This window comes from Ohtaekwangia kribbensis (assembly GCF_042676245.1).
In the GTDB taxonomy this organism is placed as follows: domain Bacteria; phylum Bacteroidota; class Bacteroidia; order Cytophagales; family Cyclobacteriaceae; genus Ohtaekwangia; species Ohtaekwangia kribbensis.
Genome location: NZ_JBHTKA010000001.1, coordinates 648,687 through 668,559, shown reverse-complemented (window position 1 = coordinate 668,559; position 19,873 = coordinate 648,687). Strand labels below are relative to the sequence as shown.

Here is a 19,873-nt window from a genome sequence, read left to right as displayed (position 1 = left end):
ACATGGCACGAATGTTAAAACGTTACTGGTTCTATATAGTGTTGTTCAGTACGCTTGTTCTGCAGGCGAAGGCACAAACAACATACCCGATACAGGTCAACGCAAACCTGTTGCCGCCCTATAGCGCTTACCTGAGCGATTACTATAGCGGCACACGCGAGAAGCTTACCCTTACGCTGATCAATCGCGATCAGTTCAAGCCTACACTTAATGTTCGCTTACGCATGATCATTACGGCTCCGGGTGGACTTCGTTTGCAAACAAACGAACAGGCCTTCATTGAACCATTGATTGTAGAAAACGGATCACCCGTGCGCCTGACACAAGATGATCTCGCGCCTTACTTTCAGCCGCAGAACTTAATTACACAAGGATACATGGCTTCCGGTAAATTTCCGGAGGGCATGGTAGAATTTTGCTTTCAGGCAGTAGAAGCCTATACAGGACAAGCGTTGTCGCTATCAACCTGTACACGGGCGTGGATCACCAGTCAGAAGCCACCGCTCCTAAGTTTACCACGCAACAATGAAAGTATAGTATTCCGCGAACCGCTGAACGTTTTATTTCAGTGGACACCGCTACATCAAGGTCTTGCACAGGTAGAATACGAATTTATACTCAAGGAACTTTGGGACAACGGTATGACGCCACAGGCTGCATTCCCGTATGCACCTGAAATATACCGTGAGACAACACGGAGTACATCATTAGTATATGGCGCCATGCAGCCGCCTCTGCTGGCTGGTAAACGTTATGCATGGTGTATCCGTGCGCAGGCTCGTGACGGTATGGATGCTGTCAATCTTTTCCAAAACGATGGCTATAGCGAGATCCGCTGGTTTACCCTGCAGGACAATTGTTTGCCCCCTGAATTTGTACTTGCAACGGCAGAGAAAAAACGACTCAATGTAGAGTGGACTGCATTGCCGGAGCATATCGGTTTCAGCGTAAGTTATCGCGTGATCAAAGCACGATCTTCCGATGGAAAAGTAGATCCTTCCGAATGGAAGGAGCAGCAATCACAGGAGCCAAAGGTTATACTGTATGGCTTGCAGAGCGGTGGTACATACGAATATCGCGTGGCGAGTTATTGTATGGCCGGACAGCCTGTATATAGTCCTATATTTTCGATTACACTTCCCGAGACCGACAGTGCACGTCTGGCACAATGTGGTATCATGCCGGATGTAAATCTTACGAACAAAGAGCCGATCAAAGAACTGAAGACCGGTGAAATCATTATGGCGAATGATTATCCTGTAACCGTAACGAAGATATCAGGCGCCAATGGTATATATACCGGGGAAGGATGGACGATTGTGCCCTGGTTGAACGATGCCAAGATTGCAGTGCAATTCACCAGCATCACGGTGAATACGGATAAGCAGATGATCAACGGGTATATCGATGCGAAGTACGATAAGAACGAAGGACAAATCGCCAATCTCGATGATGTATTTGAAGGTGGCTTTGATGTAGGTACTGTCAAGACGGGTATAACCAAAGTTGATCATATAGTTGATTTCTCGATACCGGGCGTAGAAGCGTTTAGTCTCAATGAAGAAGGTGAGCTAGTCATCACCGATGCAGAAGGTGAGCCTCATACCATAACACCGGCCAACAACGAAGGACAAGGCAATGAAGGTAACAAGGTTGTTGTTTTTCCGATGACCGTTCAGGATAAAGACGGCAATGTATACCAGGTCGAGAAAGTTGTTGAGAAAGACGCAACCGGTAAAGAAGTTGAGAAAGCCAAGGCAACGTATGTCGGTAAGGTAGGCACTCCGTTGGCCGAGGGAAGCTTCGATCCATCGCAGTTGAACGGTGACAAAGCGATTGTAACATTTGCCAAGGGCGATGGTATATATGGCTTCGATACATGGCTTGACTACTATGATAATGTATCGCTCATAGAAGGTAAATATCAGAAATTATATACCGACTACTATGCGCCATGGAAGCTTGTGCCTGCCGGAAAAACCGATAAAGTACAGGCAACCATTGTAATTACAGATAAAAACATCAAGCCGGAGCAGGTAATCTTTAAAACTCCGAAAGGCACCGAGTATAAAGCTACCTACGAGAATGGTATATATAAACTCCAACTTGCAGCTGGTCCGGCAGGCGATGTGCAGGAATTGTATGCTCTTTATCCAAATGGTAAAGATAAATACTATACCCTCGGCAAGCTCAATATAGTAAGCTATGAGCTGCAAAGACAAAAGGTAGTTCTGGTTCCGGTTAACAACGTGCCGGTAAGTAAAGACGCTATACAAAAAGCGCTACAGGATATTTACGGTCCTGTAGGCGTAACATGGGACGTTGTGCTCGATGATAACTTCAATTATACTGAGAACTACCGTTTGATGGAAAAGTCAACCGGACTGAGCACCTATAACGAAGACATGCGTGCGCTCAACGATGCGTATAAATCTGCACGTGCCGATAAGTTTGATAAAGCTGCTAACTATTTATTCTTCCTCAAAGCAACGGGCTCCGAACAAGTAAACGATCGTGACGCCACCGGCTTTATGCCACGTGGCTCTCAGTTCGGGTATATATTTACCAGCGAGATAAAAGATGCGAATGAAGCTGTTACCGTAGCCCATGAATTAGGACACGGCCGCTGGAAACTCTTCCACACCTTCGATGAACACTACGGAGGCTACAAAAAAGGCGAAACTGACAACGTGATGGACTATAACAATGGTCTTCACGTAGCGAAGTGGCAGTGGGATATTATGAATGATCCTGCGATGTTGGTGAGTATTTTCGAGGGGGATGCAGCAAGCGCTTACCGGGATAAGCTTGCATATAGGTGTCTGCCTGTCAGTTTAACCAAAATCGCTGATTCGGAATATTACTATACGCTTGATAAGAAAGTAATCTTATTAAACAGTAAATATGAACCCTATGCATTTGTAGGGGAGGGCGATACTAACGGAAATTATAAAGGTGCTCTTGCTATAATTCGGAGAAAGTCGGATGGAAAATTATATTATCCGGCGAAGGAAAATGAAAAATACCCACTATACTATGCACGAACATCGTCCGGAGGCTTAGATGTAGACGATAAGTTTACGGACTTTGTGGAGGGCAACAATGTAACTCCCACGGTTGTAAAAGTTGGTAATGATTGTTCTTATACGATCCAACGTAAAGGGAGTGCTGATGTCGTTGGTAAGGCGGATAAGTGTAATTGTTTTAATAGTGGTGGCGATGGAAACGGAGGGCAAGGCGAGTTTAAGATCATTGACAAAACAGGAGAGAATATAGATCTCGCATCGATCAGCGATTTACTCTCCGGTAAACTATCGTATACCGATGTTCGCTTGGGAGAACTTCAGACGAAAGTTGCGCACCTATATCTTACCAGCTATAAAAATCCTTCAGCGATTCAGGAAGTTATGGATGCCAAAGTGCCCGAAGGTATCTTAAAACTCTGGATACATAAGACAAATGATAATAAATGGATCGTTAAAGGTGGGGTAGATCAAACGCGGCTCGATGATATATATAAGAATAAATTCAGGGCATCGTATTCTTTTGATATCAACAAAGCATTAGAGAGTGCGTCATCCGACTTAAAGGCTGTTGCGACAGCAACGTATAAGATAGCGGATTGGCTGAGCTCGAAAATCTCGACACTATACGTTCCTGAATCTTGGTGGAATTGTAACAACACCGAGGAGTTTGGCATTACTCCAGATGACCCGCGCTATTTTAATCCTCCGTGGTTTGTGAATGTTGTGAAGATTATTCTTTCTCCAACAGATATAGTCGTAGACTCCTATATCAAGAATATGATTCCGGAAGACAATACTTCGTTGGCGAAGCTTAAAGAAATGTCTATCGCTGATATGAAGTTTGCACTGGCGGTAGGAGTTTGGGATGGGTTGGTCGGACTGATTTCTGCCTTACCGGATGCATTAAAATTGGCGACCATGAATTTTGCCGATGACCCGGGTGCGCAAAAAAGTGCAGCAGCTATAGGTAAGCTTATTGACGAGAAAGGAGGAGGCGTAATTGGTACCGGAAGGATGATCCTTGGTTCTATAGCTGATCAGTTCGATGCGAATAAACCATGTGTCTTGGCGCACTCCATTGGACAAGTTGGTTTTGATATAGTGGTTGCCATTTTTACCGCAGGAAGTGGAACAGCAGCATCTCGCTTTGGAAGTACAATAAGAACCATAGTAACAACACTTGATAAGTTAGATGTACTGGGTAATGTTGTTGGTGGAATTGCCGGAGCGGGTCTTAAAGTAGCATTCAAGGGAACTTCAAAAGTAATGACGTTTACGGTAAGAGGCGGAGTTAAGTTAATCGAGGCGACTATTGATAATGGTAAATATGTTATCAAGGTATTTAAAGCTGCTGGTACTGCCGCAAGTGAAATAGACTGGAGTTTAGTGCGTGTCGCGCAAATGATTGGTCCAAATGGGGAGCGAATCAATGTGCCGATGCTGATGAACCCGGCAGATCAAATGGAGAATGCTATTTATAGAATTAAGGAAATTCTGAAGGATGAAAACGGTGTCGAAATAAAGAACGATAAGGGCGAATCGCTTGCTCAGGTTGAGAATACAACTACAAAGGAAAGCGATATAGCGGTGGTTAAAGGCGTAACCAAAACGTTAGCTGAAAGATTAAGTGAGTTTAAAGGAATCGCTAAGAAAATAGATGCGTTTAATGATGCTGCCAAGAGACAAAAGTTTCTGGATGACTTCAATAATGCTACAGATGATATTCTTCATAAATTGGATGCGAACGATGGAGCTTTGGTCGATACATGGGATATAATAAACAACAAGCCAAGTCTCCGATTAAAGATAGAAGTACTTGAGGCGTTGTTGAAGCTGAAGAAGAATCCACACTTGGCTAAATCCGGTGTCGGTATCAATGATAAACTTTTATCAGAGATTAATGGCTGGCAATGGGGTGACGGCCTAAGCAACACGGCAAAGGCAAGCTATGAGGAAGTTATCAATAATATAGATCGCTTCGTAACAACACTTGGGAACAACGGCATAGAATGCAGTAATTGTAACAGACTTTGGGAAATATTCAAGACGGGTTCTAATACGGATAAGCAGGCTGCATTCTGGATTATGGAAGACGTTGCCAGTGATGCAAAGACATTTGCCAAGAAAAAGCTAACATTGGAGCATGATGTAACAAAATCCAATGGCAAGGGAGGAAGAATAGATTTAATAACAGACGATACGCCTCCGCTTTTTGTAGAGTATAAATGGTATGGAGGAAGTGATGGTGTTGCGAAGGACCTGTTTGTGGATGAATTTATACGAAGAGATTTGAACAGTATAACAGATCTGAGCCAGTTGCAATGGCGCATAAAGGGTAACAAGCTTACAAAAGACAAGGTGGTTGAATATATAACAGGTGCTCAATCTGAAATAACGGCTGCAATGAGACAGATTTTTGAAAGCTATAGGGTTAAGAAGAAGTATTCCAAAGCGATAACAACGAATGCTCGCTTGATAGAATTTTTGAAAAGTAATGACGAGTGGTTTTCTGAAATATTTAAATAATGATTGCCAAGGAAGAACAACGATATCAAAATATACTCTCCATGGCTAATATGGGGGCGGAATTAATTCTTCATACGAAGAACGGTGAGCTGTTAAAAAACAAAGATAGAATTAGCGATAATGTCTCAGAATATAAAGTGTGGGGCAATGCGTTACTATATACGCTGGAGGCAGGAGAATTGATAATTTATAGTGAAGGCAAGTCTCAACGCTTTCAAGGGAATTTCTTTTTGTCCCACTTCTGGGGAGAAGAGGAGAGGTTCATCGTTCTTAAAGAGGAAGATGATGGAGATGTATATTATGAATGCAATCGTAATTTTGAGATGAGCAGGATGTCTGTTAACGATGCATTCGTTAAGCAGTTTTACAAAAATTATTATATAACCCAGGAGGGAGATATTTTGAGTTGCTATACCTTGGCGGGAGTATCGTTGTGGAGGCATAGTATAAATAGCTTGCTGGGAGGAGAAAAGAGCATTATAATGAGCGATCTTATTCCATTTAAAGACAGGCTATTCTTTTATCTCAATGATTACACACGAAATGAGTCTAAAACATTCTGTTTGAAAATAGACACCGGAGAGATATTGCAAGCCTCAGACCATATGAAAGGCTGGCTGACATTGAATGGAGAAAGGTTGTTTGCAACAGACAAAAAGCGAGTATTGATTTTAGACGCAAATACGCTTGCAGTACAATCTGTAGATATAGCAGAGCAGTTATCTGATCTTCCGGATCATCTGGGTATGTCTTATAATAAATTTTCCATTGCGAACGATCTTCTCTTCTATACAGGTGAGCGAACTTCCAATGTCGGAGTTATAGATATTCTGAATAAAAGAGCCATTTGGAAAAAGCAAATAAATGTAGACGGAAGCGTAATCAGGCAGCTTCTGGCCTACGATAATAAGTTTTGCGTACTCGATGCACGTGACAATTTCTATTCTTTCGAATATGATCTGACCAAGTAAGAGGTATTGGATAGATCGCCTGGAAAACGATAAATGACGATTTTTTAACCTAAAATAAATAAACATGAAAAGAAGATTTACGAATGCTTTATTGTTGGCTGTGGCTGTTGTAATGGCATCTTGTGGGGATGATGATGAGGGGCCGTCCAGTTATTATACGCTGGATGGATCGAAGAAGACGCTGGCGTCCGGTATATTTTTCTATGATGATAGTCCGGGAGAAAGTAAATCCGGGAAAACTATATATTATCACCAGGTTACATTAGTATCTGCAGGTATAAATGTAAACGGTACAAGCTCATCAGGAACCGGTGATCTGGTTACGTTGATGTTGGCTTCTGAAACCACACAGTTGGAAATTGGTTCGCATAGTTTCGTAGGCGATGATACAGAAGCAGAGCCACAGGATTTCGTATACGGAGATATAGCGGTTGGCTTCAATGCATCAACAGGTAACGCTACTTCTGAGTATGATTTTGAGTCGGGTACTGTAACCGTTGCAAAGTCAGGTGATATCTATACCATTGACTTCGAAGGAGAAGTTGTCGTGGAGAATCAAACACAGAAACATACGGTAAGTGGCCATTACAGTGGTACGCTGACCAGTATATTGAATGACTAAGCTATAACGAGACAAGCTGTGATCGTTTAAGTGATTGCAGCTTGTCTTTAGCCTAACGATAGTTGCCTGTATGAAATTTAACGCTACCCTTCTCGCAAGTCTTATTATAAGTATCGTAACGCTCTCCTGCTATAAAGAGGAGGAAGTGCCTGTTATTATAGACTTTGAGTATATCCAGCCGGAGAGCTATACCGTGCCGGTAGACCTCACGTTGGTGAACCGCACATCGGGTGCTGACTTTTATCGCTGGACATTTGAAGGCGCATCACCGACAACATCGGATGATAAGAATCCCGGAACGATCTCGTATGATAAAGCAGGTACCTATACTATAAAACTCGAAGCGTGGAATGACACGCAACGGAACACCAAAGAAATTACATTTACACTCGACTCAGCCGTTAATGTTGCTTTTGACGTGGCTGTACAGGTAAATGACTTTGTACCGGCTACTGTTAAAATTACGAATCGAACGCGCGGTGCTTCATCATACGAATGGACCTTTGAGGGCGGAACCCCGGCAACCTCTACAGAGATGAACCCTCCGGATGTACGGTTTGATTCTCCCGGAGAGCATACCATACAACTTCGTGTGAGCAATGGAAGAGAATTCTTCTCTTCGTCAAAGACAATTGTCTTAAAGCCGGCCATGGCTATCGATTTTTCAATTATACCTTCATTTGAAGATGAAGATTACGAGGCACCGCTAACGGCTAATCTTCAGAACAGCACGATCAGTGCTTTGCGTTATGCATGGTCTGCAACGGGAGGTGTTATTGATAATACAACAGCCGAAAATACAACTATATATTTTGAGAATCCCGGTACGTATACTGTAACGCTCCAGACAGAAAATGACAAGGACGTTCAAACAATCCAGCGTACCATTACCGTAAAACCGAATACGAATCTCTATATCATGGAAGATGTGAAGCTCGCCATTAGCGCTGGGCACACCGCTTCCGGTAGTTTTTATTCTACGAAACTTCGCCAGGTACTAAAGAAGGGAGATGTAACGGCAGAAAATGGAAGTCTGGTAGATATAGTCTTCTTTGGTATAAACTCAAGCTTTAGCTATAGTCGGTTCATATCACCTGATTCCGCGTCCAAGTATTCATTCCCCGCAATTCCGGGGGCAACGCATACCGCTTTTATCAATACACTTGAATCCAGCGCTATATCATTCTCTGAAACTCAGTTTGATGCCATGATGAATGATACACCGTTACAACCGATCGATATAAAGAGCAACGACAGTAAGATCTCTTTCTTCAATAGCACTGTTGTGCCGCGTGTGGTTTTGTTTGAGACAGGTGATGGAAGAAAAGGTGCTATCAAGGTAAAGAGTTTTGTGGCAGATGGATCGCAGTCCTATATACTTCTCGATATTAAGGTGCAAAAATTAAAACGATGAATACCCGCTCAGTTATCGGCTATATTGGCTCCTGTAAAGAGATATACAGGGTGCTCGCTATTCTTGTGGTGATGTCGGCAGGCGTTGAACTGCACGCACAGCAGGTTGATTTGGGTAATCTGAAAAATACATTTTCGCAGAAGCCGGTCCGGATTGGTGGCGGTATATCTGCCAACACGGTATTTTATGATGGCAATGACGGACAAGGCCGTCAGCCGTTCACCTATTTCCTGAGTGGTAGTGTTAATTTTAATATATACAACCAGATCAACCTTCCGTTTTCATTCAATATTACCAACCTGGGTTCCAGCTACGGCTATCCCACATTACCCAACAGGTTTAGTGTACACCCGATGTATAAATGGATCACTGGACATATAGGGGATGTCGCCATGAGCTTCTCTCCGTATACACTCAACGGGCACATGTTTACCGGTGTGGGCGTTGATCTTACTCCCAAGGGGCCATTCAAATATAGTGCGATGTACGGAAGACTTCAGCGCAGCGTGGAGTATGATACTGCCAACCGGATTGTTCCTGCAGCGTATCAACGTATGGGCTACGGGGCAAAGGTCCGTTACGACCAGGAAGATCATTACCTGGGCATGACCATGTTTGCAGCGAAAGACGATCCTAACTCACTACGCTGGCAACCGGATAGTCTGAATATATTTCCTCAGCAGAATGTAGCTTTCAGCTGGGAGGGAGGAATCAAGCTGATGGATAATTTGAGTCTGTCGGGTGAATACGGTGTCAGTCTCTTAACACGCGATGTACGGGCATCACGCGAAGGTTCATCCATCATTCACAAAACACTGGCTAACCGAAGTTCTACCGAAGCTTATAAAGCGTTTAAGGTGGAAGCAAATTATCAACTTTACAAGAACACGATTGGAGTAGGATATGAACGCATTGATCCGGAGTATAGAACGTTGGGAGCATACTACTTCAATAACGACTATGAGAATATCACCTTGCGTTATGCACGTCCGTTCTTAAAAGACAAAGCAAATATAGCCTTGAGCTGGGGCGTGCAGCGCGATAACCTTGATAATGATAAAGAGCAATCGTCCAAACGTTTTGTGAGTTCGGCAAACCTGAATTATACTCCGAATGAGAAATTCAATGCATCGGTGTCCTATTCAAGCTTCCAAACCTATATGAACATCCAGTCACAATTCGATTATATAAATGGACAGTCGCCTTACGATAACCTCGATACGCTTGACTACACGCAGTTGTCTCAAAACCTCGCCATCAACACGATCTATAATTTCGGCAAGAATGAAAACCGGAGACAAAACCTGAATGTAAATCTCAGTTACCAGGAAGCTGCCGATAAACAAGGTGATGTAATACGTCCGGGGGCACTGTCTCAATTCTATAATCTAAGCACGGTATATGGATTGTTACTGGTTCCGCAGGCGATCAACTTCAATGCTGCGTTCAATACCACGTACAATCACGTGGGAGGAGATGAGTTCCTTACACTAGGCCCTACGTTGGGGGTCAAGGCGAAGGTGTTTAAGAAAGCTATCACCACCGGACTGTCGTCATCGTATAACGTAAGTTTCAATGATGGTGACGTGCAGAACAAGGTATTGAACCTGCGCTGGAATGCCGGCTATACTTTACTGAAACGCCATAACCTGAGCGCCAACACTATCTGGCAACAGCGCGACATCGAAGCACGCGGCACTACGCGATCGCTCACGGCTACGCTGGCATACGCCTATAGCTTTTAGCGGCACGGGTCGCGAGGGCTGAATTCTCTGTTATAACTCTATTTCATTTACCATTCCCACGAACGGTTAACATTCTCTACCTTTGAAGCTGAATTGCTTTTGAAATGAATCTGGCTTCTTCCCTGGAGGATAAAATATTTGGAATTATCGGTGCTGCGGGCGACCGGCTCGGTGTGGATACCTATGTGGTGGGTGGATATGTGCGTGATCTGATCCTGAATCGCCCGTCCAAAGACATTGATTTTGTTTGTGTGGGAAGCGGCATTCAACTCGCACAGGCGGTGGCCGAATTGTTAGGTCCTGCAGTTCATGTAAATGTTTTCAAAAGTTTTGGTACCGCGCAGATTCGCTACGAAGATCTTGATCTTGAGTTTGTTGGTGCGCGTAAAGAATCCTATCGCAGTGATTCACGCAAGCCTATCGTTGAGGATGGGACACTGGACGATGACCAGAAGCGCAGAGACTTTACAATGAATGCGCTGGCTATCAGTCTGAACAAGAATACATTTGGTGAGCTGATCGATCCCTTCAACGGCATCGAAGACATGAAGAAGAAAATGATCCGCACTCCGCTGGATCCTTCCATAACTTTTTCTGATGATCCGTTGCGTATGATGCGTGCTGTTCGCTTTGCATCGCAGTTGAGTTTTGATATTGATCCCGATACATTCGAAGCGATTATGAACCAGGCTGAGCGCCTGAGTATTGTTTCGCAGGAGCGCATTACCGATGAACTCAACAAGATCATTCTGAGTCCTGTGCCTTCTTACGGATTCAAATTACTTTTTCACAGCGGCATGCTGAAATATTTCTTCCCGGAGATGATCGCGCTGCACGGTGTTGAATATGTAGGAAGCAAAACACACAAGGACAATTTCTTTCACACGCTGCAGGTATTGGACAATGTATCGGTTATGTCGTACGACCTGTGGTTGCGTTGGGCTGCTATACTACATGATATAGCCAAACCTGCAACCAAGCGTTTTGATAAAGTGCATGGCTGGACTTTTCACGGTCATGAAGATAGAGGCGCACGCATGGTGCCCGGTATATTTCGCAGGATGAAATTGCCGATGAATGAGAAGATGTTGTTTGTGCAGAAACTCGTGAAGCTACACTTGCGCCCGATCTCGCTGGTGAAAGAAGTGACAGACTCTGCTATACGCAGATTGCTCTTTGAAGCAGGCGAAGACACCGATGCGCTGATGAAGTTGTGCCGTGCCGACATCACCTCCAAAAACAACGATAAGGTTACACGCTTTCTTAAGAACTTCGACCTCGTAGAACAGAAGATGCGCGAAGTAGAGGAGAAGGATAACCTCCGTAACTTCCAGCCTCCGGTAACAGGCGATGAAATCATGCAAATGTTCAACGTACCTCCCGGACGGATCATCGGAGAGATCAAGGAACAAATCAAAGAAGCCATCCTCGAGGGCCATATCAAAAACGATCGGGCAGAAGCGCTCGAACTGGTCATGAAGATTGCCCGCGAGAAAGGTCTTATACCCGAACGTGCCGGGTAAGAGACTATGCAGCTTTGCTCAGCAGTTCAATAAATTTTTCGCGTGTTACGGGTTTGATGATATACTCCCGCACATTCTCATTGCTCTGGGCGCGGGTAATATCGCGCGGATCAATGGAAGAACTTACCATATAGATGAGAATCGGTTTTGATAAGTTGGTTTTGAATTGAGAGTAATCATCCAGGAACATCCAGCCGTCAATATAAGGCATGTTGATGTCGAGGAATATATAGTCGGGGAGGGTTTCAGAATCGCGTGCATGGTCTTTCAGAAAGTGAAGTGCATCTTCAGCATTCTCAAATTGTAAAATCTTATCAGTAAGCTGCGCGGCCTTGATGGTTCGCGAAGCCGTGATCTGGAATACCTTGTCATCGTCAACAAGGGCAATGATGGGAGTCTTATTTTCCATCGCTCTGGTACTTGTTAAAATTTATCGTGAAGGTAGCGCCTTCGTTCTCCTGACTCGAAATACTGATCTCGCCACCCATGGCTTCAATTTGATTCTTTATCATGAATAATCCAATACCCCGGCTCTCCGGGTGGCGGTGAAATGTTTTTCGCAGTTTGAAAATCTGGTGACCATAGCGGTCCAGATTTATACCTAAACCATTGTCGGTTATCTGCAAAAAAATATTATCCTTCTCATTAAACGTTTTAACCCGTATCACGGGTGTCCTTCCCGGATAAATATATTTCAGTGCGTTGCTCAGCAAATTCAACAATACACTTTCGAGGTAAATGCGCGGGTATTCGATCATCGGAACAGCCGAAAAATCCGCTACGATATCAGCTCCGGTCTCCGTGATACGCGCACTCAACATGGCTTTTACATGATTGAATACTGCTTCAAAGACGAGGTGCTGCTTTTCGATGTTTTTGTTCTGCTTGATCTTTAACACCTCATTCAGTTCGTGCAGGGTATTGAGTGTAGTTGCTCCCGACTCTTTCAGCAGTTTCAGGTATTCAGCTTTTTCTTCTTCAGACTCAGCTCCTTCCAGGAAATTTAAAAGCGTAAGTATATTTCCGACCGGAGAGCGCAGGTTGTGAGACACGATCTGTGTAAACTCTTCGAGCTGTTCGTTCTTGCGCTTCAGGTCTTCGGTGATCGCATGCAGCCTGATGTTCTGTTCGATGATCTTTTCTTCGGCCAGCTTACGATCCGTGATGTCGCGGAATTCCGTTACGCGTATAGTCCTACCGTGGTACGGTATATTTTTAGCATGTACTTCCAGGAAGTAACGCGTTCCGTCTTTGCGTACACCTTCAACGTCATACGGTTTTTCATAACCAGAGCGGATGTTTGCTATTACCAGCGGCTGCCATTCCGGAGCTACCAGCTCAACACCATTTTTGCCGATAAGGTCCTCATACGTATAGCCGGTGAGGTCGCACAAGCCCTGGTTACAGTCGATGATTACACCCTGATCGTGCAATCCCAACCCACCAAAAGAAGCTTCCTGTAAAATGCGGAAGCGTTGCTCACTTTCACGTAATTCCTGCTGAATGTTTTTGATAACGGTGATGTCAGTAAACGAACAGATCACTTCTACGAGTTTATGCTGTTCATTAAATATAGGCTCAGCATTCACGAGCAGCCACACCAGCTCATTATCGTTATTGCGGAAGAGTCCCATCACGATACCCCGTGCCGGTTTATGCGTGCGAATAACTTTCGGTACAGGATGTGATACGCCCGGAAAATCAGAACCATCTTCGTGAATCGCACGCCACTCGGGACTGAACGGAGAATTACCGATCAATACTTTCTCCGATACTCCGAGAAGTTCTTCTGCTGTTTTATTACAGAGTGTGATGGTGCCCTGGGCATCGTGCAGGAGTACACCAATATTAAGATTGCGTACGAGACTGCGGAAGCGGTATTCACTTTCGCGAAGTATATCTTCGGTGTGTTTGCGTTCCGTGATGTCCCATGCTATCGCGACCAGAACCTCCTGCCCAAAGTAAGTGCCTTTCGAAATCCGTACTTCCCGCAGAAATATACTGCCGTCTTTTTTCTTTCCCCACCAGTCGATCGATTGAGGTATACCTTGACCCGCGAGTGTAAATGCTCTTGCCAAAGCTGTGAGATCATTCTTGCCATCCGCGGCCAGAAACTCCGGTGTGCGCCCGATGAATTCACTTTTTGGGTATCCATACATTTCGGATGCACCGGTGTTTACATCAACAAAAGTACCTTCGGGCGTGAGTAAATATATTTCCTGCGCAACGGTATTGAAAAGCTCGCGATAGCTTTGTTCACTCTTGTGAAGCTGATCGATAGCTTTCCGTTCTTCGGTAATGTCGCGTGCAGTGGCTATAATTATTTCCTTCCCGAGATACGACCCCTTGGTAAGCTGTACATGTTTCAGAAATATAGTGCCGTCTTTACGTTTCCCCCACCACTCAAAAGCCTGCGGTTGTCCTTGCAGTGCCAGTGTGGTTTGATGCGCCAGTGCTTCAAAGTTATTCCTGCCGGGTGCCGAAAGAAAAGCCGGGTTGTTGCCGATAAAATCTTTTTTGTCGTAGCCATACATCTTGCAGGCTGTTTCGTTTACATCAACGAATGTGCCGTCAGGATTCTGGATATATATAGCTTCGTTTACCGTATCAAACAGTTCGCGATAGCTTTTGTCGCGTTCCTGTACTTGTTCCTGTGCCGTTTTGCGTTCGGTGATGTCTAATGCTATACCAATGGTTTGCGTAACATTTCCATGGTCGTCTTTTTGAAATACAGTATTCCGGTTATGAATCCATCGCCATTCTCCGTTTTTATTCCGGATGCGGAACTGCGACTCCTTTACAGTATCAAAAGGTTCATCTTTCCATTTGGTAAATGTATGAAGGTCATCCGGGTGAATGATCGATTGAGGAAACTCACTTCCCATGCGCATGATGTCTTCCGGAGTATAGCCGCTAACGGATTTACCGGTAGTGTAAAGACTGCAATTGTTTACAACATCGTGTACATATAGTTCACCCGGCATCGTCTTCTCAATACTTTCGCGCAGGCGTATATTATGCTGGTTGACGGCTTCAATGCGTACCTGCTCCGATATATCCTGCATGGTGCCGAGCATACGTTCGGCATTACCATCAGCACCTGCCAGAAAGAAACCGCGGTCGTGCATAAAAGCATATACACCATCTTTCTTGCGAAAGCGATACGTTACATCGTATTTATAGAGTGATTTTTCAGCACGGGCAAGTTCTTCGAATGCGCGTGCGCGATCTTCCGCATGAATAAAGTCTCCCCACGTGGCGATGTCGCCCATCTCGTGAGCACTATATCCCAGTACTTCGTCTATATTTCCACTCCAGGCAATTTTACCTGAGGCAATGTGATAGTCATACACCACCTGTCCGGAAGAAGCCGTGATGAGTTCATAACGCATTTTCCAGTTTTCCTTCTCGGCATTCTTGAGCTTGAACTCCGTGATATCCTGTGCCGTGCCCGTCATTTTTACCGGATTGTTTTTCTTGTCGCAGATAACTTTGCCGACACCTTCTATCCAGTGAATGCTGCCGTCATGCCAGCGTATACGGTGCTGTACGAAGTAACTTTTCCGTTCGGCAAGCGCATCGCGTATAGCGGCCGTAACGATGTCTATATCTTCCGGCAAGATGAGTTTTTGGTATGATTCAAATGTACCGTTGAATAATTTTTTAGGTTGACCAAAGATGATATGTACGTTGTCAGACCACTTTACTTCATTGCTGCGAATGTCCCATTCCCAAATACCCATCTGGGCAGCATTAAGAGCCAGGGCCAGGTTGTTGCGGCTATCGCGCAAGGCTTTTGCAGCGCTGATCGTCTTTTGATTGTCAAGTGTCCTCTGTCTTTTGCTGCTAGCAACAGTTTTATTTTTAGGAGCGGAGGCAACGCGCTTTCGGCCAGGCATAGGAAATCTCTTTTGTGTTTAAGGTACAATTTTTTATCGTTCCTACAGGTAATAACCGGAACTATCGTTTTGTTGTTTAGTGTCTATATCGTAATTTTCAATACATCCAACCCTTCAATCCATGTTAAAAGAATTTAAAGAATTTGCACTGCGCGGAAATGTTATGGACCTGGCAGTAGGTGTTATCATTGGCGGTGCCTTCGGTACCATTGTAAATTCAATTGTAAATGACCTGATCATGCCCCTCGTGGGAATCGCCTTTCAGGCAGATTTCTCCAACCTATATGTTCCGCTGTCCAGCAAAGTAGCTTCCGGATTACCATTGGCAGAAGCCAAAAAGCTCGGCCCTGTATTTGCCTGGGGCAACTTTGTTACCGTAGTGTTAAACTTTGTTATTCTGGCCTTCATTATATTTCTCATGGTAAAAGGCATGAACTCACTCAAGAAGAAAGAAGAAAAATCACCAACCCCGGTAGAACCACCAGCTGATGTTAAACTGCTGACAGAGATTCGGGACTTGTTGAAGAGTAAGTAAGGAAAGGAAGCGAATCGGGTTTTCGGAGTGAGTAGAAGGAAGTCCGAAAGACGTAGAGGGAGATGGTCGAGAATTTATACGGTGCGGGAGTGAAGCCTGAAAGTTAACAGCTTCGAAAAAAACTGAACTCACTATATATAATTTTGAAGAGGTGCTGTGGGGGAAAATTACTTAGACGCGATACGTACACACTTTTTTAGGTCGTGTCGCAGTGCCTTTTCTTTTTAACCACTTTATCTATACTTTCAATTTTTCGGTCCATATACTTCAACCTTTGAGGCTAACATTGTACTAGGCGCTCACCATACATGCTATAATTCGAACGTTTTATTTTCCCAACTTCCGTCTTCATGACTTTCGGACTCCCCGACTTCCGGACGTTTTAACATTCCCAACATTCTTCCTTTCACGTAAACACGTACTCACCTACACAAGTGCCCACGTAACCCTAAACACGTTGCTCCCCCGTCTCCTGAAACACCACCTCGGGACGCTTGTTGATGAGCGCCAGTTTATCCATCCAGGTAACTTCGATGGTGCTCACGCCAAAATCATCGACCACCTTTCCCTTGATAGCATAGAACCCGCGACCGCGCAACGGGTACTTGGCAGCGATGTCGGGAAAGTGAACCGTGTCAAAGACTTCTCCGAGATGATCGTAGAACGTACCGAAGTGCATTTGTTGTCCACTCTTTGTATAGGCATTCTTGGATGTTACCAGATAGCCAACTATATATACCGACTTTCCATTTTTACCCGGCAGTTCGCGCGCCAGTGTGTCGCCACGATCGGTTGTTTTGAGCAGGCGAAACGGATCTCCCAACGGGAAGCCTAACAGTTCTATTTCGTCAAATATATCTTCGAGTGGATTGTGCGTGAGCACGGGTAACGGGTAATCTTTCGGCTCGGTATCGAATAGATCTTCTACCGTTTTGTTTTTTGTCTTGGAATTGCTGAAATATAGCATGGCTTCCCAGAGCAGACGTTGTTTACTGCGTCCTGTAAAACGGAACGAACCCAGACGAATCAGAATACGAACCTGCTCAAGTCCCAGCGGTACTCTGCGCAGAAAATTATCCAGACTCTTATAGGCACCGTTGCGTTCACGTTCGGTAGGTATATATTGAGCAACTTTTGTTTCGAGACTTTTCAAATGGACGAAACCTACATAAATGCGATTGCCATGAATCGTGGTGAGGTAATCGCTGTGGTTAATGCAGGGAGCCTGTATATCCGCGCCACTCATGCGAGCTTCGTGAAAGTAAAATTCCGTTCGGTAAAATCCTCCGAAGTTGTTGATAACGCCTACCATAAATTCCAGCGGGTAATGTGCTTTCAAATATAGACTTTGATAACTCTCCACGGCATAACTTGCTGAGTGACCTTTGGCAAAGGAATACCCCGAGAAACTTTCGATCTCGAACCATACGCGATCGATGATGTGTTGCTCGTGGCCTCGTTCCTGGCACGATGTGACAAACCGTTCGCGTACACGCTGAAATTCTTCTCGAGACCTATATTTACCCGACATACCCCTGCGCAGTACATCGGCTTCGGTTAACGATAGCCCGGCAAACTCGTGTGCTACTTTGATCACATCTTCCTGGTATACCATCACCCCGAAAGTTTCCGCCATCAACTCATCCATCTTCGGGTGAATGGCTTCATATGTCCCACCGTTCTTTACAGTATGGTATCGCTCGATATAGGCACGCATCATTCCCGAACTTGCAACACCGGGGCGAATAATGGAACTCGCAGCCACCAGCGTGAGATAATCATCACACTGAAGTTTACCAAGCAACATACGCATGGCGGGCGACTCCACATAAAAACATCCCATCGCGCGACTGTTACGCAACAAATCTTTTATCTTATCGTCCTTCTTGAAATCATCAAAGCGATTAATATCAACCGCTATATTCTGGTTTCGCTTAACGTGCCGGATGGTTTCTTTAATGTGCCCAAGTCCACGCTGACTGAGTATATCAAATTTATATATACCAAAGTCTTCCGCGTTATGCATTTCAAAGTGTGAAACCGGATAGCCTTTCGGTGGAAGATCGGTGGCGGTATAGGCGTAAATGGGTTTCTCGGTAATAAGAACACCACCGGCATGAATAGACATGTTGGCAGGCAGTTCCTTGTCAACGATATAGGATGCGTAATTATATACCAGGTCGCGGATGTGATCGCGCCCGTTGTTATCAGCCGGGTTCTCTACTATATCGTTGATCTCTTCTTTCGGCAAGCCGAATACTTTACCAAGCTCGCGCAGGATCGAGCGCCCCTGGTAGGTTACGTGTGTACCGAGGAGGCAAACGTGATTCTGTCCATACTTCTCAAAGATATAGTTGTAGATGGCATCGCGATTGTCCCACGAAAAGTCGATGTCGAAATCAGGAGGTGATGCGCGTTCTTCGTTGAGGAACCGCTCAAAGTATAGATTCAGCTCAATGGGATTCACGTTCGTGATGCCTAGACAATACGCTACCGTGCTGTTCGCCCCACTGCCGCGTCCTACAAAATCATAGCCATTACGTTTGGCAAAGTTGATGAGGTCGTACGTGATGAGGTAATAAGCAGTGAATTCTTTCTTGTCGATGATGGACAATTCTTTTTCGATGCGCGTGCTCCAGATCGTTTCATCATCACCATACATTCGCTTATAGCCTTTTCGTGTTTCTTCGCGCAGGTATAGCAGGTCTTCTTCCTTACTGGTATGAAAGAACTTTTTGTTTTTGTCTTCTCCAAGTTTGCACTCTATACTACATTTTGAGAGTAACGATTGTGTGTTCTCAATCAACTCCGGATGCTGCGCGAATTTTTTAAGAAGCTCCTGCTGCGGTATCATATACTCATCAGATCGTGCCTGCTGATACTCCGTTAATTTACTCAGCAACGTGTTGTTGGCAATGGAACGCAGCAGGCGATGCGCATTGAAATCCTTGTGCACAAGCTTGCCGCTTTTGTTGCGGGCAGGAGGGAGGAATGTCACCGGGTGCAGAATCACAAACTTCTGCGGGTAGTCGGTGCGTGGCGTGTAGAACGAGAACTGATTAAGCTGAAAGGGTTGAACTCCTATATATTCATTTACACGCAGCAGTTCCGGACTTGTTTTGTCGAAGGGGTATATAACAAACACGTTGGTAAACTCCGGAGCCCGTGACGGAAACTCTTTTGCCTCTCGATTATACCTGGAAAGAAAACGGTTTATTTCTTCAAACCCGGCATTGTTTTGTGCAATGGCTATATAGAGCAGCTCATTCCCGTTTCTGAATTCAACACCTACGGCTATATCAAGTTCGTACGGTGTGTCGTTGAATTTCGTTACCCCGTTTTTATCAGCACGGTGATTGCTGCATAATCGCAGCATCTCCATATACGATGCCGTGTTGTTGATCTCCGTCAGCACCAGCTTATGCACACCACAACGCTTCGCTTCTTCAAACAGCGCCTTCACCGGAAGCATTCCGTATTTAAAGCTGAACCCGGTGTGACAGTTGAGAAACATCTTTTTTGAGCTTTGAGGTTTTAGCTGTGAGCTGCGAGTTTTGATTGATATGCCAGTAAGTATACGTTTACTATATATCGATTAAGTTAGGTGATCAG

General features: G+C 44.7%; 10 protein-coding genes. 7 read left to right on the top strand and 3 right to left on the bottom strand.

From position 1 onward, the window contains the following. The first annotated feature begins 2 nt into the window (after positions 1 to 2). The 6 genes from ACFQ21_RS02770 to ACFQ21_RS02745 all read left to right on the top strand — a co-directional run bounded on the left by ACFQ21_RS02770 (position 3) and on the right by ACFQ21_RS02745 (position 11,827). The gene (locus ACFQ21_RS02770; RefSeq protein ID WP_377574511.1) at positions 3 to 5,552 is read left to right on the top strand and encodes a fibronectin type III domain-containing protein; all 5,550 of its coding nucleotides are present in this window, start codon (positions 3 to 5) and stop codon (positions 5,550 to 5,552) included. After that, the gene (locus tag ACFQ21_RS02765) at positions 5,552 to 6,523 is read left to right on the top strand and encodes a hypothetical protein (RefSeq protein ID WP_377574508.1); all 972 of its coding nucleotides are present in this window, start codon (positions 5,552 to 5,554) and stop codon (positions 6,521 to 6,523) included. Before ACFQ21_RS02770 ends, ACFQ21_RS02765 begins: the two co-directional genes overlap by 1 nt. Before the next feature lie 64 nt (positions 6,524 to 6,587). Beyond that, positions 6,588 to 7,145 carry a hypothetical protein gene (locus ACFQ21_RS02760; RefSeq protein WP_377574505.1) on the top strand — a complete coding sequence of 186 codons (558 nt, stop codon included), beginning with the start codon at positions 6,588 to 6,590 and terminating at the stop codon, positions 7,143 to 7,145. Between the two features lie 70 nt (positions 7,146 to 7,215). Beyond that, positions 7,216 to 8,559, top strand: a complete 1,344-nt coding sequence (locus tag ACFQ21_RS02755; RefSeq protein WP_377574502.1) for a PKD domain-containing protein — start codon at positions 7,216 to 7,218, stop codon at positions 8,557 to 8,559. Continuing rightward, a complete protein-coding gene (locus ACFQ21_RS02750; protein WP_377574500.1) occupies positions 8,556 to 10,304 on the top strand; it encodes a hypothetical protein in 1,749 nt (582 codons plus the stop codon). The genes ACFQ21_RS02755 and ACFQ21_RS02750 overlap by 4 nt, the downstream gene beginning before the upstream one ends. 104 nt (positions 10,305 to 10,408) lie before the next feature. Continuing rightward, positions 10,409 to 11,827: a CCA tRNA nucleotidyltransferase gene (locus tag ACFQ21_RS02745; RefSeq protein WP_377574498.1), complete on the top strand. Its 1,419-nt coding sequence runs from the start codon at positions 10,409 to 10,411 to the stop codon at positions 11,825 to 11,827. A 4-nt stretch (positions 11,828 to 11,831) separates the two neighbouring features. On the opposite strand, the gene ACFQ21_RS02740 is transcribed toward ACFQ21_RS02745, so the two are convergent. Then, on the bottom strand, positions 11,832 to 12,236 hold the full coding sequence (locus tag ACFQ21_RS02740; protein WP_377574495.1) for a response regulator: 405 nt from the start codon (positions 12,234 to 12,236) through the stop codon (positions 11,832 to 11,834). Next, on the bottom strand, positions 12,226 to 15,726 hold the full coding sequence (locus tag ACFQ21_RS02735; RefSeq protein WP_377574493.1) for a PAS domain S-box protein: 3,501 nt from the start codon (positions 15,724 to 15,726) through the stop codon (positions 12,226 to 12,228). The genes ACFQ21_RS02740 and ACFQ21_RS02735 overlap by 11 nt, the downstream gene beginning before the upstream one ends. Before the next feature lie 121 nt (positions 15,727 to 15,847). Here ACFQ21_RS02735 and mscL point away from each other — a divergent pair, with 121 nt between their 5' ends. Continuing rightward, positions 15,848 to 16,261 carry a large conductance mechanosensitive channel protein MscL gene (mscL, locus tag ACFQ21_RS02730; RefSeq protein ID WP_377574490.1) on the top strand — a complete coding sequence of 138 codons (414 nt, stop codon included), beginning with the start codon at positions 15,848 to 15,850 and terminating at the stop codon, positions 16,259 to 16,261. Between the two features lie 448 nt (positions 16,262 to 16,709). Here mscL and ACFQ21_RS02725 read toward each other — a convergent pair whose 3' ends face one another. Further along, a complete protein-coding gene (locus tag ACFQ21_RS02725) occupies positions 16,710 to 19,775 on the bottom strand; it encodes a DNA polymerase III subunit alpha (RefSeq protein ID WP_377574488.1) in 3,066 nt (1,021 codons plus the stop codon). Between the last annotated feature and the right edge of the window lie 98 nt (positions 19,776 to 19,873).